Genomic DNA, 15,138 nt, shown 5'->3' with positions numbered 1-15,138 from the left:
TTTAAACAACAAATAAAAGAAGAGAAAGAGCCATCACAAACATTCCAGCGACAAGACCGTAGATTGATTTGTGTCCAGTGTCGTATTCGCGGGCTGTTGGAAGAAGTTCGTCGATTGATATAAACACCATAATGCCGGCAACGGCAGCAAAAACAAAGCCGAAAGTTGAATCATCCAAAATTGCTCTAAGAAGAAAAAAGCCTACAATAGCACCAACCGGTTCAGCCAATCCAGACGTAAAAGAATACCAGAAAGCTTTTTTACGGCTTTGAGTAGAAAAATACATCGGAACAGAAACAGCAATACCTTCGGGAATATTATGAATAGCAATTGCAACGGCGATTGAGATACCAAGTTTTGGTTCAGTCAGAGCAGCAGTGAAAGTAGCAATACCTTCGGGAAAGTTATGGATACCAATTGCGAGAGCAGTAAGAACACCCATACGTTTTAGTTTTTTTGATTTTTCGGCTTCATCATTCATTTCTTCAACAGTTCTTGCTTCGTGTGGATTTTCGTAAGAAGGAATCAATCTATCAATTATTAATATCACCAAAATACCGATAAAGAAGCCTATAACGGTATAGACATAACCAAGTGAATCGCCGAAATGCAATGACAATGAATTTCGCGCTTTTGCAAAAATTTCAACTAAAGAAACATAAATCATCACACCAGCAGAAAAACCAAGCGAAATCGAAAGAAAACTTTTATTAGTAGTTTTTGCAAAGAAAGCAATAGCACTTCCAATACCTGTCGAAAGTCCGGCTAAGGTGGTCAAAATAAAAGCGAGCAAAAGATTTTCAGTCATAATCACCTAACTGTGTCTTTGATAATTGAATTACGCAAAGAATCCAATAAAGCTCTAAAATTATCTGAATTTTTGACCAATTCAAAAAAATCTTTTCGAAACGTAGGTTCATCATAATCATATTTTTTCAATATTTGCGCTACTTTTTTGTTGGCTTCGGTTGAATCAGTTATTGTTTCTCTTGCAAGTAGAATTTCCTTGTATGCATTTAGAAATTTTTCCTGTTTTACTTTACTATCAGAACAGGAGGAAAAAAGCAACAAACCCAAAATAATAGAAGTAAATATCAGAATATTTCGCATAAGAGTTTACTTTTTGTCCAACAAAGATTTTATTTGATTTTGAGCTTCTTTCAAAGCGGTAAAGGCATCCACTTTGTCATAAAGCACTTCGACAACAGCATTTTCAATAATTTCTTCGATTTCGAGCCAATGAGGGTGAACCGGTGTCATTCGGGCAGACATAAGCTGTTCGGCAAATGCTTTTTTACTTTCAGAATTAATAAGAGCTTCGTTTTTGAAATAGTTTTTATCAGCAGGGAAACCAGCTTCATTAACTTTTTTGCAAAATTCCACAGAATTTTTGCCATCAGTTAAGAATTTGATTAATTCTGCCGCAAGAGAGAAATTTTTGGTTTTATTATTAATTGCAAGATATTCGCCACCAGCAAAAGAAACGCCTGAATTATTCTGATAAGCTGGGATAGAAGAAATACCATAGTTTAATTTCGGATTTTCATTTTGAATTTTTTGAATAAGCCAGGCACCAGAAATCCAGAAAGCGATATTGCCTTGAACAAAGGCAGCATCTAACTGACGTTGAGTTTCTATCATACCAAATTTAGATAATTCTTTATAAAAGCTTAGAGCAGAAGCATTTTGCGGGCTTGCAAGAATTAATTCGCCATTTTTGGAAAAAATATCTCCACCAAAAGTCCAGAAAAAAGTTAATATTTTTTTGTAAAGGCGGTGCGGGTCGGCTCCATTAGCTCCAAAACCATAAATATCATTGCCTAAATGAACAGCACGAGCCATTTCAAGAAGTTCAGACATTGTAGCGGGAGGATTGCCATCTCTACCGGCTTTATTAAGAAGTTCTCTATTGAAAAATAACACACGGGTATCAACTACCCAAGGAATAGCATACAAATTATTATTCCAATATGAAGGTTCTGTACTAAATGGGATAAATTTATCTATCGAAAAACTGTCTGCATTCAAAGATTTCAAAACATTAGACGAAGAAAACTGAGCAACCCAATCTGAACCAAGTTCTAGCACATCGGGTGCTGTTCCACTATTGAAAGCAGCAATAAGTTTAGTTTTTCCGTCGTTCCAGCTTAGTTCGGTAAGTTCCACTTTACAATTATATTTCTTCTCGAATTGAGAAATTAATTCCAATAAAGCTTGTTTTTGATTAGGTTCGCTCCAAAAATGCCAAAATTTTATAGTATTGTTTTCATTATTTTTTGAACAGCTAAATAATAGAAATGAAGCAATAAAAACAATCAAAATCCTTTTCATTTAGAAACCTCTTTGTTGAAATTAATGTCTATTGAATTTTTTATTTTTTGGAACATTTCTTCATAAAGGAAAAATTCATCTTCTGGTGCTTGAAAATTAATAAAGAATATTTTTTCATTCTGAATCATAGCAAATTCGAGCATATTGAAAATTTTATGAGTATTTTTATACTGCACCCGGCTAAGGTTTTCAAAAGCCTGAGTGCCTTTGTACCGCATAGATTTTTTATACTTGAATTCATAAATCTCGAACTTTTCAGCAACCTGGGATTTAGCAGCTTCCCAAAATTCCACAATATTATCGTCGCTACGGTTTGAAATATCATTAGATAAATTGTAGATTAAAGCACCATTAGCTCCAATATTAAGAACTTCAGAATATGGATCGAAATAGTCTTTTGAAATTAAAATATTAATTTTTGTAGAATCTTTAACAAACCAATAATACCAGTTCTCCGGAAGCATAAAAGAAACAACGCTATCAGGATCGGAAACAGCTTTCATTTGACCAAATACGGGTTTAGGATAGATTTTTTCGCGAATTCTCTGAGCCTTTTGTTTATCAGCTTCTGCTTGATTTACCATCCCTAATTTATCATAGCAAAATGCACGGTTATTGTATGAGAATAAATCTTCCGGATTGATTTCAAGCACTTTGGAATAGTCGTCAATTGCTTTTTGAAATTGATTGAGCTTAACATAGGCATTTCCTCGGTTAAAATACACTTTTTCATCTTTTAACCCGAGCGACAGACTTTTAGAAAAAAAGTCTATTGATTTCTGGTAATTGTGCGAAGCATATTCGAGCTTACCGAGAAGAAAAAACAGTTCAGGATTAGAAGTAGTATATTTAGCAGCATTTTCAAGATCTTTGCGAGCGAGTTCAAAGTTTTCAACAGCCAAATAATAACTTCCTCGGTTCATATATGCTTCGGCAAATTTTGGATCAAGTTCAATAGCACGTGAAAAATCATATAGGGCAAGTTCAATTTGATTTAAGTAGCTATATGCAAGACCTCGACTATTATAAGCATCCGGAAAATCATTTTTCAGAAGAATTGTGCTTGTGAAATCATCAACTGCTTTGTGAAAATCTTTGCTATATAAATAAGTTAATCCTCTATAATAATAAGCTTCGAAAGAGTTTGAATCTTTTGAAATTGCCTGTTCAAAAAATTTTATTGCACTTTGATAGTTATTTCTAAATAGAGATAATTTTCCTTTTTCAATCAATATATCTGTGGTTTGGGAATTTACTGTTAATCCTGCGACCAATAATAAACATAATATTATTAATACATTATTTTTCATTACTTCTTGGTATGAATTCTTGAACATACAATGGAACGAAATCCTTTGAAGAAATAAACGAATTAGTTTCAAATAAATTAACTGCAAGTTTATTGATAATTGAGGCTGAAATACCGTTAGGGAAAAGCGATTTCTTGCCTATGTTAGCAAATCCATTTCCACAAAGTAATGAATTTTTTGTGCAAAGTTCAACCAAATAATCCATTTTATCGAAAATTATCTTACTTAGTGGTTGTCCGTTTTTATCGAACTTCTGAAAATAGACAAAATCTTTATGAGAGTTTATAGCACAACAAATATCTTCATACTTTTCTGAAAATTCTACTGAAGAAAATGCCATTGCAGAAAGAGTAGGCACAGCTATTAACTTCGGGCTATTGTCAATACATAGAGCTTTTGCTAAAGCGGCACCAATTCTAAGCCCTGTGAAAGAACCTGGACCCGAAGACACAGCAACAGCATCTATGTCCGACACTTTCATCTGAAAATCATCAAATATTCTTTGAACAAGTAGAGCAAGCAGTCTATCATGTTCAAAACTTTGTAAAATATTATATTCAGCTATAATATTTTTGTTACTTGAAAGACAAACACTACAAACACTGCCACTTGTTTCAATTGATAGGATTTTCATTATTCGACGCTTGCAATTTGATTAAATAACATCAAGGCAGAAGCAACTACTTGATCCATATTGTAATACTTGTATTCAGCTAATCTACCAACGAAATATACTTTCCCTTTTAATTGTTGAGCTAACTGCCAGTATTTTTGATATAATTCATCATTTTCTTTCTTTGGGATAGGATAATACGGTTGGTTTTTATTTCTTTCGTATTTAGTAGGATATTCAAGAGCAATTGTAGTGAATTCACTATTATACGGAAGAAAATGTTTAAATTCAGTTATTCGGGTAAAATCATAGTTATTTGGATAGTTAACCTGAGCAGTTTCTTGATAATTCGGCTGCTTGATGCTTCTGAAATCAAACTCTAAACTCCGATATGGCAGATATCCATACTCAAAATCGAAGAAATAATCGATTTCGCCGGTGTAAATTAATTTTTTATATTTCAAATCATCAAGAATTGACTTATAATCAGTATTTAACAGAACACTGATATTTTTATTATTCAATAAATTTTGAAATAAATGAGTGTATCCTTGTTTTGGAATACCTTGAAAAGTATCCTGAAAGTATCTATCATCTCGTCCTATAAGAATAGGGACGCGCGATGTAACACTATAATCAAGCTCGTTCGGATTAAGATCCCATTGTTTTGTTGTATAACCTAAAAACACATTTGAATAAATATATTCAGCTATGAATTTCAAGTCATCATCACTGTCTTCTTTTAGTTTGAGAATCGGGATTTTAAGCCCATAGCCATATTTATTAACGAGTTTTTCGGCAAATTTTGTGGATAAATGCTCTGGAAAAAGTAAATCAATTGAATTCAAATTAAATGGCAGAGGAACTTTTTTACCTTCGACAACAGCCAGCACTTTGTGAAAATAAAAATGCCAATTAGTAAATTGTGATAAATAGTCCCATACTTTTTTGTTGTTTGTATGAAAAATATGAGGTCCGTATTTATGAACAAGAATACCATTTTCATCAAAATAGTCGAAACAATTCCCACCTATGTGGTTTCTTCTTTCAATTATTAAAACTGTTTTGTTTAAAAGGTTAGCAATTCTTTCAGCAAGTACACAACCAGCAAAGCCCGCACCTATTATAACAAAATCGTAGTTCATCTTTTAAGATAACCTTTTATTTCTCTAATAGTAATAATTTTAACGACTAAAATAATAAAAAAATATGTAATTATCGATGTTAATATACTTATCAGCACCGAATTAGTTAAGACTAAAATTTGATAGGCAAAAAAGGCAGACAATAGTCCAATAAGTAAAATTTTGCCAATCAATATAAATGGGTATTGATTAATATTTTTCCTGATTATCAAAATAAAGCATAACATTAGAAATATTTCAGTAACGACATTAGCCCAGACAGCCCCCATAATATCGAGCTTTAACAGTAGAAAAGTATTTAGTATTATATTTATTAAGGCAGCCAAAAAAATGATTTTTAATACTTTTTTCTCCTTTTTCCAGGCAATCAGTGGATGAATAGCTGTTTGAGAAATATAGGACATCATTACAATCAGCATCATAAGTTTAAGAAGTGTAACAGATTCACAATAATTTTTCCCATAGACTAATTCAATGGCTACGTTAGCAAATAGAAAGAAAAATGTAGAAAGAAATACACCGATAATAATATTCAAAGTAATATATTTTTCATATGCTTTCTGCCGCTCGTTTAAATCGTCTGCTTTGGAAAAATACGGATAGAAAACAATTTGAATAACTGTGATAGGTAAAAAAAGCAACACCATAAGTTTATTAGCAGCGGTATAAATACCTAATTTCGTTTCTGAAAGAGGTAACAAAACACCAATCAGAATAATGCTCGAACTGCTCAGAAAAACTAAAAGCAATTGCGACAATGAAACTGGAATTGCATCTTTGATGATTGGAATAAGTTTCTGCAAATTAAAATTGATAGAGAAAGAGCAGGTTTCTCGAAAATAAGGTATTAGAATGAAGATGGTGTTTAGTAATGTTGAGCAAGCCATAACTACAATTGCAATAACAACGTCGTCAGGTGAATGAACAAATGCAATAATTCCCAAAAAATTAAGAGATGCTATAAGGAATTGCCTTATTGCAAGCACTTCCATTTTTTCAATTCCCTGGTAGTACCAGTCAATTGTAAAAACAGAAGAAAGAATATAGAGCGATGCGATTATTAATATGAGTGTTTGAGAATCGGAAAATTTATTAATCCAAATAAAACCAAAATATCCGATGTAAGCAAAAAAAGATAAAAGTAATCTTATTGATATTATCGAATTAACTAAGAAAACCTTACGTTCAGGATTGCGAGCTACTTCACGAGCTCCAATTACATTCAAGCCTAAGGTAACAAAAGTAACAAAATATGTAACAGTAGCTATTGCGAAATTAATTTTGCCATACCCATCAGCAAGAATTACACGAGCTAAATAAGCATTATTGAAGAAACTAATACCCTTAGTTGCGAACTCAGCAATGCTCAACCAAACAAAATTTTTAATTATCTTTCGAGATTGCGACATAAACAGATAAAAAATACAACTACAAAAATAACTTTTTTCAAATAAATAATGTGTATTATTTCGAGCGTTCAGATTTGAACACTGTTCAGTTTCGCTCACACCTTGATTTCACTTAATTATTTATTTTTCAACAACTTAGAACACAAACCGCAAACAATAAATGTTGGCTCATATTTTGCTGATATTGATATTGTAATATTTTTTTTGCATTTATTATTAAGTAGGCTAAAAATGAAAGTGTTATTAATTGATGATGATATTTCCTCTCTCGAGGTATTAAACGATGTTTTGGTATTAAATGGTTTTGAATGCGATGCATTCGAAAATCCAGTAAAGGCAATTCAGCATTTCAAAAAAGGGAAGTATCTTGCAGTGCTTACAGACTATATGATGAAAGAGATGAACGGAATTGAATTTATGAAAGAAATAAAAAAGATAGACCCGGAAATACCCGTAATTATTTACTCAGCGTGCGACCAATTTAATCTTGATGAGCTTGCATTAAAAAATGGAGCAACAAATTTCTTTTCGAAACCTGTTTCTTGGATTGATATTGAAAAGGTATTGTCTAAACTTAATCAATTAGCAAAGGAAAGTGTTTCTTAATTATCAAAAAGCAGGTTTTAACCTGCTTTTTTAATATTAATTGAGAATTTTTGAAAAATTAACATTTTAATTGTAATTTCCGTTGATTGTTGAATTAACTTAGTAAATTTTATGAAAAAGTTTTATTATATATTGTTCTTAGTTCTTTTTTGCTTTTTGCAAATAAAAGCGAGCGAACCACAGCCTTATGTGCTATTAATTTCGCTCGATGGGTTCCGTTGGGACTATGCAGAAAGAGGAATTACTCCAAATTTAGATAAAATCAAGAAAGAAGGTGTTTCAGCGTTATCTTTTAAACCTTCGTTCCCGAGTTCAACATTCCCTAATCATTTAAGCATAATTACCGGAATGTATCCACAAAACCATGGACTAATCTCTAACTTTTTTGAAAATTTATATGGGGAAAAGTACCGACTTTCTGATTCAAATGCCGTGAAAAATCCAGTTTGGTATTGGGGTGAAGCATTTTGGGAAACAGCTCGTCGAAATAAGATTATTACAGCTTCGTATTATTGGCCCGGGTCTGAAGTTCGAGATGAGAACCGCCGCCCTAATTATTACAAGGCTTACAATCACGATGAGCCTCACGAAAATAAAATTAACGGAATAATTGATTGGCTTAAACTTCCTTATCATAACAGACCGCACTTTATTACACTGTATTTTCACGATACAGACTCTGAAGGTCATAAATTCGGAACAAACTCCCGGCAGATTGATTCAACAATTGCTGTGCTGGATTCTTTGATTGGAATAATCCGGCAAAGAATAGAGTTAATTGGAATGAAAGATAGTGTAAATATTATTATTTTATCTGACCACGGTATGACAAACATCCGCGAAGATGGCATAATAAATATTAAAGATATAATAGGAGAAATAGATTGCGATGTTAATAGTTCATCTGCAATAACTATGATTAAACCCAAAAATGATAAAGAAATAGAATTGGTATTTAATAAACTGAAAAAAGCTGAAAAAAATTATAAAGTATATTACAAAACAGAAGTACCAGCATACTGGAATTTCAGTAGTAATCCTTATATTTATCCGATTGTTGTAATTGCTGATATCGGGTATAAGTTGATTTATGGGAAAAGCACGTATAACGCAGTTGCCGAACACGGTTATGATTCTCACCACACAGATATGCACGGGATATTTTTTGCAGTCGGTAGGAAGTTTAAGCAGAATTACAGAGTTGGAACGCTCGAAAATGTGGACATATATCCTTTGCTTTGCGAAATATTTAAGATAGATGGGAGAAGCAACATAGATGGAAATATCAATAGAATAAAGTATATTTTAAAATAGATTATTAAACCTAAAATATATAAAAAAAAGAGGCTGCTTACAAGAAACAGCCTCTTTTTGCATTTGATTAATATTAGTAACCAAATTTATAATTATTAATTGCGCGCATATATTGAGCACGTTCAAAGCTTTCTGGATTGCCGATTTTCGACTGCGACATAGAACCTTGCATTTGTGCAACTGATTCGTATTCTTTAGCTTCCATCCAGCCTTGCATTTGATCTAATACAGTTTTAAGGTGATAGATACCATTTTTAAGCAAAGACGAACACATCATAACAGCGTTAGCACCAACCATCAGGTATTTGATTGCGTCTTCACCTGTGTGAACACCTGATGTAGCAGCAAGATCGGCTTTCACCCTATCTTTAAGAATAGCAATCCAACGCAAAGGAAGTTTAATATCAGCCGATGTGCTCAAATCAACATTAGGAACAACTTCAAGATCATTCAGATTAACGTCCGGCTGGTAAAAACGATTGAAAAGAACAAGCGCATCCGCACCAGCTTCATCAAAACGTTTTGCCATACTTGCCATATTTGTAAAGAATGGGCTTAATTTTAAAGCAACTGGAATAGATACAGCACTTTTAACAGCTTTCAGAATATTTAAGTAACTATTCTCAACGGCTTCGGATGAAAGCATAGTGTCGGTAGGAATATTATAAATATTCAGTTCGATTGCATCAGCACCAGCGTCTTGCATTTTTTTTGCATAATCGGTCCATCCACCTTCAGTTTTACCATTAAGACTTGCAATTACAGGAATTTTCACAGCGTTTTTTGCTTTCGCAATATGCTCTAAATATTCTTCGGGACCAAGTTTGAATTCAGAAGGTTCCGGAAAGAATGAAGATGCTTCCGGAGTAATCTCATTATGTTGGGTTGTGTGGTAGAAAATCTCTTTTTGTTCTAAAATCAATTGTTCTTCAAAAAGTGAATAGATCACAATAGCAGCTGCACCAGCGTCTTCCGCTTTCTTGATATTATCTATTTCTTTGGAAATAGGGGACGCAGAGACAACCAATGGGTTTTTAAGCGTCATTCCTAAATATTTTGATGTCAAATCCATAACTAACTCCAAATTTATTTACTAATTCAATTATTGAGAAACACCATCAAATGTTCTATTGGCTAAATATTGATAGAATTTGAAACGATTTTCGACGTTTTCCTGAGCCATCTTGTAGAATAACTTGGCAGCTTCGGGTTTGCTCTTGAGCAACATTTTGAAGCGATTTTCCATATTCATATATTCTTCAACAGGCATTTTCGGCGGACGTGAATCCAAAATTAAAGGATTTTGCTTTAATTGAGCACGTTCAGGATTAAAGCGATATAACAACCATTGCCCGGAATCAACAGCTGCTTTTTGGTGTTCTAATGGTTTTTCCATATTAATACCGTGAGCAATACAGTGGCTATAAGCAATAATGATTGATGGACCATCGTAGGCTTCTGCTTCAAGAAAAGCTTTAAGAGTGTGATCATCTTTTGCACCTAAAGCAACAGAGGCAACATATACTGTGCCGTAAGACATAGCCATCAAACCAAGGTCTTTTTTCCCAGTAGGTTTACCACCAAATGAGAATTTAGCAACGGCGCTCAGTGGAGTTGCTTTAGAAGTTTGTCCACCAGTGTTTGAATAAACTTCTGTATCAAGAACTAAAACGTTAATGTTTTTGCCTGAAGCAAGCACGTGATCGAGCCCACCATAACCAATATCATAAGCCCAACCATCGCCACCTATAATCCAAACAGATTTTTTAACAAGATAGTCTGCTACTACAAGTAAATTATTAACATCTTCATTTTTATCCATTAGATTTAGTTTTTCTTTAAGAGTTTGAACTCTTTCGCGCTGCTTGTTAATTCCATCTTCGGAGGTTTGATCTGCATTTAATATTTCATCGACAAGAGTTTCACCTATTTGTGAAGCAAGTTTTTTAAGAAGCATCTGAGCAATTTCATTTTGTTTGTCGATAGCAAGTCTGAAACCAAGCCCAAATTCAGCGTTATCTTCGAAAAGTGAATTTGACCAAGCAGGACCACGCCCGTTATGGTCGAACGACCAAGGAGTAGTAGGCAAATTACCACCATAAATAGAAGAGCAACCAGTAGCATTTGCAACAATTGCACGGTCACCAAATAATTGGGACATTAATTTAACGTAAGGAGTTTCTCCACAACCAGCACAAGCACCAGAGAACTCAAACAATGGACGCATTATTTGCTGCTGGCGAATTTGAGATACTTTAATTTTCGCTCTGTCAATATCCGGAATTGAAAGGAAGAAATCCCAATTAATGGCTTCTTGTTTACGTAAAGGCAGTTGTGGAACCATATTTAAGGCTTTCAGGCTGGTGTTCGATTTGTTTTTAGCTGGACAAGCTTCAACGCACACACCACAACCGGTACAGTCTTCCGGAGCAACCTGAATTGTATATTTTAATCCTTCGAATTCTTTATCTTTTGCATCCACATACTTGAAAGTTTCAGGTGCATTTTCGAGATACGACGGTTCGTATACTTTAATACGAATAGTAGCGTGAGGACATACAATTGCACACTTACCGCACTGAATACAAGTTGCTTCGTCCCAAACCGGAATTTGCAGAGCAATATTTCGTTTTTCATATTGAGTTGTTCCGGTTGGATAAGTGCCATCGACAGGAAAAGCACTGACAGGGAGATTATCTCCACGACCTGCAATTATTTCGCCGAGCACTTCTTTTACAAATTTCGGAGCTGTTTCAGGAACCGGAGCAGCAATATCCCAGTCGGCAGTAACTTCATTTGGTATAGGTACTTCAAATAAATTATCCAATGTGTTATCGACAGCTCGAAGGTTCATTGCAACCACTTCGTCACCTTTTTTACCATAAGTTTTAATAATTGATTTCTTAATAGCATCGATAGCCTGTTCTTTTGGAAGAACACCAGAAATCGCAAAGAAACAAACTTGCATAACAGTGTTAATTCTACGTCCCATTCCACTATTTTCAGCAACTTTCTGTGCATCGATAGCATAAACTTTGATTTTTTTATCTATTATCATCTTTTGCTGTGAACGAGGGATAGTGTTCCAAACTTGGTCTACAGGAAATGGAGTGTTAATTAAGAAAACACCGCCTGGAACAAGTTTAGAAACAAAATCAGTTTTCTCAAGGAAAACAGTTTGATGACAAGCAACAAAATTAGCGTGAGAAACCAAATAAGGAGCGCGAATAGGTTCAGGTCCAAAACGGAGGTGAGAAACAGTCATTGTTCCGGCTTTCTTTGAATCGTAAACGAAATACCCCTGTGCATAGAAATCAGTTTCATCACCGATAATCTTGATAGAGTTTTTGTTAGCACCAACTGTACCGTCAGAACCAAGACCGTAGAACAGTCCGCGGAATACATTGTCCGGTTCAATGTTAAAGTTTTCATCATATTCAAGGCTGGTGAAAGTAACATCATCTTTAATACCAACTGTAAAATGATTTTTTGGATTTTCGCTTTGAGCATTTTCGAAAATTGCTTTAACCATAGCAGGAGTGAACTCTTTCGAGCTCAATCCATAACGTCCGGCAAAAACTTTAGGCATAGATTTTATTGAACCATAACCTTGAGCTAAACCTTCGTGAAGAGCAGTAATCACATCAAGATAGAGCGGGTCGCCGATAGCACCGGGCTCTTTTGTTCTATCCATAACAGAGATTGTTTTGCAAGTTGAAGGAATTGCTTCCATAAAACGTTTAACGTCGAAAGGACGATATAAACGCACTTTAATAACACCTGTTTTTTGTCCCTCTTTGTTGTTAAGATACTTGCAGGTTTCCTGAACAGTTTCGGAAGCAGAAGCCATAATAACAATAATATGTTCAGCGTTTTCATCGCCTTCATATTGGAAAATTTTATATTGACGACCAGTAAGTTCAGCAAATTTATCCATTTGTTGCTGAACAATATCAGGACAAGATTTGTAGAATTTGTTATTGGTTTCGCGATTTTGGAAGAATACATCAGGATTCTGAGCAGTACCACGAATAACAGGTCTATCAGGAGAAAGCGAACGTAAACGATGTTGATGAACAAGTTCATCAGAAATCATTTTACGCATCACATCTTCGCTGATTAACTCGATTTTCGATACTTCGTGAGAAGTACGGAAACCATCGAAGAAGTGCAAAAATGGAACTCTTGAATGGAGTGTTGAAGCTTGAGCAATAAGCACAAAATCCATTACTTCTTGAACTGATGCAGAAGCAAGAAAAGCAAAACCGGTCGAGCGAGCACTCATAACGTCGCTGTGGTCGCCGAAAATCGAAAGAGCGTGAGTAGCAAGAGCGCGTGCAGTTATATTGAAAACAGTAGGAGTAAGCTCGCCAGCAATTTTAAACATATTTGGAATTTTAAGAAGTAACCCTTGGGAAGCTGTAAAAGTAGTAGTCAGTGCACCTGCCTGAAGTGAACCGTGGACAGCACCAGCTGCTCCACCTTCGCTTTGCATTTCACAAACTGTCGGTACAATACCCCAAATATTTTTTATACCTTTTGCAGCCCATTCATCAGCCCATTCACCCATATTAGATGAAGGAGTAATAGGATAGATAGCACAAACTTCGTTTACTCTGTATGCAACGTAAGCAGCTGCCTCGTTGCCATCAATTGTAGCAAATACTTTTTCTTGCATTAATTAACCCCTCAAATTTGATATTCAAAAAAGATTTATTCTTATTATATTTTCAATTTGCAAAATAACAAACTTATAGTAAATATTTAGAGATTTTTTTATTTAAAAAAATGTTAAGTTATTAAAAAACAAACAATTAGTTTCGACTAACAATTGTGTTTCCAGATTATTTATAAAATATTTATGCAAAATCGAGTAACAAATTTCAAATTTTTCCGATTAAATGTAATAGAAGTCTGAATTTTGATGTTCTCAAAAAAAATATTACTTTTGTAGTTGGAAATAATAGAAAAAATGTTATGCTTACAAAATACGGAACTGATAATATCATAGTAATGCTAATTATTGGTGGAATTTTAATTTTTTCGCCACTATTTCTTTCTAATAAATATATATCAATAATCTTATTTTCGATTGGATTATTGCTTATATTATTTACTTTTTGGTTTTTTAGAGATCCTGAGCGAACTGTACCAGAAAAAGCAAAAGCAGACAATTCGTTTGTATTATCACCGGCAGACGGGAAAGTAGTTGAAATAGTTGAAGAAGAAGAAAATTATTATTTAAAAAATAAAGCTCGCCGAATAAGTATATTTCTCTCACCGCTGGATGTGCACGTCAATAGAGTTCCTGCAACCGGAGAAATTGAATTTTATGATTATAATCCCGGTAAATATTTAGTTGCCTATCATCCAAAATCATCGGAACTAAATGAGCAATCAAGAATAGGATTAAAAACACAGCACGGAAAAATTTTTTTCAAACAGATTGTAGGAATTGTTGCTCGAAGATTGGTGTGTGAATTAAAGGTAGGTGATAAAGTAAAAGCTGGCGATAAATTTGGTATGATGAAATTTGGTTCGAGGATGGATGTAATGGTGCCATTAGACGCACAAGTATTCGTAAAAGTCGGTGATAGAGTAAAGGCTTGCGAGACAATAATCAGTAAACTGCAATGAGAAAAATAAGACTTCGCATAACTCGTTCTGTTGTCCCCAATTTGCTTACACTTGGGAATTTGTTTTCAGGATATACAGCGATTATATATTTAACAAACAACAATATTAAAGCAGCAGCCGCATTTGTTTTGCTTGCCGGTATTTTTGATATGCTCGACGGAATTACTGCAAGGCTAATAAACGCCGCGAGTGAACTCGGTGCTGAACTTGATTCTTTATGTGATGCAGTTTCGTTTGGAGTAGTTCCTTCATTTATGCTATATAAAGTAGTTTTCTACCAATTTGGTGAGTTCGGAATTCTACTTTCATCATTTCCGGCTTTAGGAGGTGTGCTTCGCCTTGCAAGATTTAATATTTTGCTATCAACGTTTGAAGATAAGCTCTACTATCGAGGGATGCCAATACCTTCGGCAGCAATAACAATTATTTCCTACATTATTTTTCATCATTTCGATACAAATATAAGCGAACAAATAAGATATGTTATGCCATACTTGTTGACTGTAATTGTCCCATTACTAATGGTATCGAATATAAAATTTGATAATTTACCGAGACCAACCAAACGTTCTTTTCAGGAAAGACCTTTTGTTTTTGTAATTTTCACGATTGCATTTATTGCAATATTACTCTCTAAAGGATATCTGATATTTCCGTTTATGATTTTCTACATAGTTGCAAGTAGCCTCCGACATTTTATTAATTGGATAAAAATCAACTCAATTCCAATTGATGAATTCGATGAAAATATTGAAGAAGAATAATAACATAAA

13 protein-coding genes are annotated in these 15,138 nt (G+C 34.1%); 4 read left to right on the top strand and 9 right to left on the bottom strand.

Features of this window, described 5'->3' with window-relative positions; genetic code table 11:
* Window position 1: 1 nt before the first annotated feature.
* From zupT to ACY2LT_RS01180, 7 genes are read right to left on the bottom strand one after another with little or no spacing between them, the layout of a single operon-like run.
* Window positions 2-808: a zinc transporter ZupT gene (gene zupT / locus ACY2LT_RS01210; RefSeq protein ID WP_491815816.1), complete on the bottom strand. Its 807-nt coding sequence runs from the start codon at window positions 806-808 to the stop codon at window positions 2-4.
* 2 nt (window positions 809-810) lie between these two features.
* Window positions 811-1,110, bottom strand: coding sequence for a hypothetical protein (locus tag ACY2LT_RS01205; protein WP_491815815.1), 300 nt, complete (start codon window positions 1,108-1,110; stop codon window positions 811-813).
* Between the two features lie 6 nt (window positions 1,111-1,116).
* Window positions 1,117-2,331, bottom strand: a complete 1,215-nt coding sequence (locus ACY2LT_RS01200; protein ID WP_491815813.1) for a sugar ABC transporter substrate-binding protein — start codon at window positions 2,329-2,331, stop codon at window positions 1,117-1,119.
* On the bottom strand, window positions 2,328-3,641 hold the full coding sequence (locus ACY2LT_RS01195) for a tetratricopeptide repeat protein (protein ID WP_491815812.1): 1,314 nt from the start codon (window positions 3,639-3,641) through the stop codon (window positions 2,328-2,330). The genes ACY2LT_RS01200 and ACY2LT_RS01195 overlap by 4 nt, the downstream gene beginning before the upstream one ends.
* Window positions 3,631-4,275: a tRNA (adenosine(37)-N6)-threonylcarbamoyltransferase complex dimerization subunit type 1 TsaB gene (gene tsaB / locus ACY2LT_RS01190; protein ID WP_491815811.1), complete on the bottom strand. Its 645-nt coding sequence runs from the start codon at window positions 4,273-4,275 to the stop codon at window positions 3,631-3,633. The genes ACY2LT_RS01195 and tsaB overlap by 11 nt, the downstream gene beginning before the upstream one ends.
* A complete protein-coding gene (gene glf, locus ACY2LT_RS01185; RefSeq protein ID WP_491815809.1) occupies window positions 4,275-5,399 on the bottom strand; it encodes a UDP-galactopyranose mutase in 1,125 nt (374 codons plus the stop codon). The genes tsaB and glf overlap by 1 nt, the downstream gene beginning before the upstream one ends.
* On the bottom strand, window positions 5,396-6,808 hold the full coding sequence (locus ACY2LT_RS01180; RefSeq protein WP_491815808.1) for a flippase: 1,413 nt from the start codon (window positions 6,806-6,808) through the stop codon (window positions 5,396-5,398). Before ACY2LT_RS01180 ends, glf begins: the two co-directional genes overlap by 4 nt.
* A 231-nt stretch (window positions 6,809-7,039) precedes the next feature.
* Between ACY2LT_RS01180 and ACY2LT_RS01175 the strand changes: the two genes are divergently transcribed.
* Both ACY2LT_RS01175 and ACY2LT_RS01170 read left to right on the top strand, forming a co-directional pair.
* A complete protein-coding gene (locus ACY2LT_RS01175) occupies window positions 7,040-7,414 on the top strand; it encodes a response regulator (RefSeq protein WP_491815806.1) in 375 nt (124 codons plus the stop codon).
* A gap of 111 nt (window positions 7,415-7,525) precedes the next feature.
* Window positions 7,526-8,728 carry an alkaline phosphatase family protein gene (locus ACY2LT_RS01170; RefSeq protein ID WP_491815805.1) on the top strand — a complete coding sequence of 401 codons (1,203 nt, stop codon included), beginning with the start codon at window positions 7,526-7,528 and terminating at the stop codon, window positions 8,726-8,728.
* Window positions 8,729-8,801: 73 nt separating this feature from the next.
* Here the strand turns inward: ACY2LT_RS01170 and ACY2LT_RS01165 are convergent, their stop codons facing one another.
* Both ACY2LT_RS01165 and nifJ read right to left on the bottom strand, forming a co-directional pair.
* Window positions 8,802-9,800, bottom strand: a complete 999-nt coding sequence (locus ACY2LT_RS01165; protein WP_491815804.1) for a dihydroorotate dehydrogenase-like protein — start codon at window positions 9,798-9,800, stop codon at window positions 8,802-8,804.
* Between the two features lie 30 nt (window positions 9,801-9,830).
* Window positions 9,831-13,406 carry a pyruvate:ferredoxin (flavodoxin) oxidoreductase gene (gene nifJ / locus ACY2LT_RS01160; RefSeq protein WP_491815803.1) on the bottom strand — a complete coding sequence of 1,192 codons (3,576 nt, stop codon included), beginning with the start codon at window positions 13,404-13,406 and terminating at the stop codon, window positions 9,831-9,833.
* A 299-nt stretch (window positions 13,407-13,705) separates the two neighbouring features.
* Between nifJ and ACY2LT_RS01155 the strand changes: the two genes are divergently transcribed.
* Both ACY2LT_RS01155 and pssA read left to right on the top strand, forming a co-directional pair.
* Complete coding sequence (locus ACY2LT_RS01155; protein ID WP_491815802.1) at window positions 13,706-14,365, top strand: phosphatidylserine decarboxylase family protein; 660 nt, start codon at window positions 13,706-13,708, stop codon at window positions 14,363-14,365.
* On the top strand, window positions 14,362-15,129 hold the full coding sequence (gene pssA, locus ACY2LT_RS01150) for a CDP-diacylglycerol--serine O-phosphatidyltransferase (RefSeq protein ID WP_491815801.1): 768 nt from the start codon (window positions 14,362-14,364) through the stop codon (window positions 15,127-15,129). Before ACY2LT_RS01155 ends, pssA begins: the two co-directional genes overlap by 4 nt.
* Window positions 15,130-15,138 lie beyond the last annotated feature (9 nt).

The organism is Eximiradius proteiniborus (genome assembly GCF_058546985.1).
Note: the sequence above shows the minus strand (reverse complement) of the source record. Positions and strands in the feature narration are given on the sequence as shown.

Excerpts from the sequence above, each read along its gene's own strand:
- zupT (WP_491815816.1), bottom strand. The coding sequence starts at position 808 with ATGACTGAAAATCTTTTGCTCGCTTTTATTTTGACCACCTTAGCCGGA.
- ACY2LT_RS01205 (WP_491815815.1), bottom strand. The coding sequence starts at position 1,110 with ATGCGAAATATTCTGATATTTACTTCTATTATTTTGGGTTTGTTGCTT.
- ACY2LT_RS01200 (WP_491815813.1), bottom strand. The coding sequence starts at position 2,331 with ATGAAAAGGATTTTGATTGTTTTTATTGCTTCATTTCTATTATTTAGC.
- ACY2LT_RS01195 (WP_491815812.1), bottom strand. The coding sequence starts at position 3,641 with ATGAAAAATAATGTATTAATAATATTATGTTTATTATTGGTCGCAGGA.
- tsaB (WP_491815811.1), bottom strand. The coding sequence starts at position 4,275 with ATGAAAATCCTATCAATTGAAACAAGTGGCAGTGTTTGTAGTGTTTGT.
- glf (WP_491815809.1), bottom strand. The coding sequence starts at position 5,399 with ATGAACTACGATTTTGTTATAATAGGTGCGGGCTTTGCTGGTTGTGTA.
- ACY2LT_RS01180 (WP_491815808.1), bottom strand. The coding sequence starts at position 6,808 with ATGTCGCAATCTCGAAAGATAATTAAAAATTTTGTTTGGTTGAGCATT.
- ACY2LT_RS01175 (WP_491815806.1), top strand. The coding sequence starts at position 7,040 with ATGAAAGTGTTATTAATTGATGATGATATTTCCTCTCTCGAGGTATTA.
- ACY2LT_RS01170 (WP_491815805.1), top strand. The coding sequence starts at position 7,526 with ATGAAAAAGTTTTATTATATATTGTTCTTAGTTCTTTTTTGCTTTTTG.
- ACY2LT_RS01165 (WP_491815804.1), bottom strand. The coding sequence starts at position 9,800 with ATGGATTTGACATCAAAATATTTAGGAATGACGCTTAAAAACCCATTG.
- nifJ (WP_491815803.1), bottom strand. The coding sequence starts at position 13,406 with ATGCAAGAAAAAGTATTTGCTACAATTGATGGCAACGAGGCAGCTGCT.
- ACY2LT_RS01155 (WP_491815802.1), top strand. The coding sequence starts at position 13,706 with ATGCTTACAAAATACGGAACTGATAATATCATAGTAATGCTAATTATT.
- pssA (WP_491815801.1), top strand. The coding sequence starts at position 14,362 with ATGAGAAAAATAAGACTTCGCATAACTCGTTCTGTTGTCCCCAATTTG.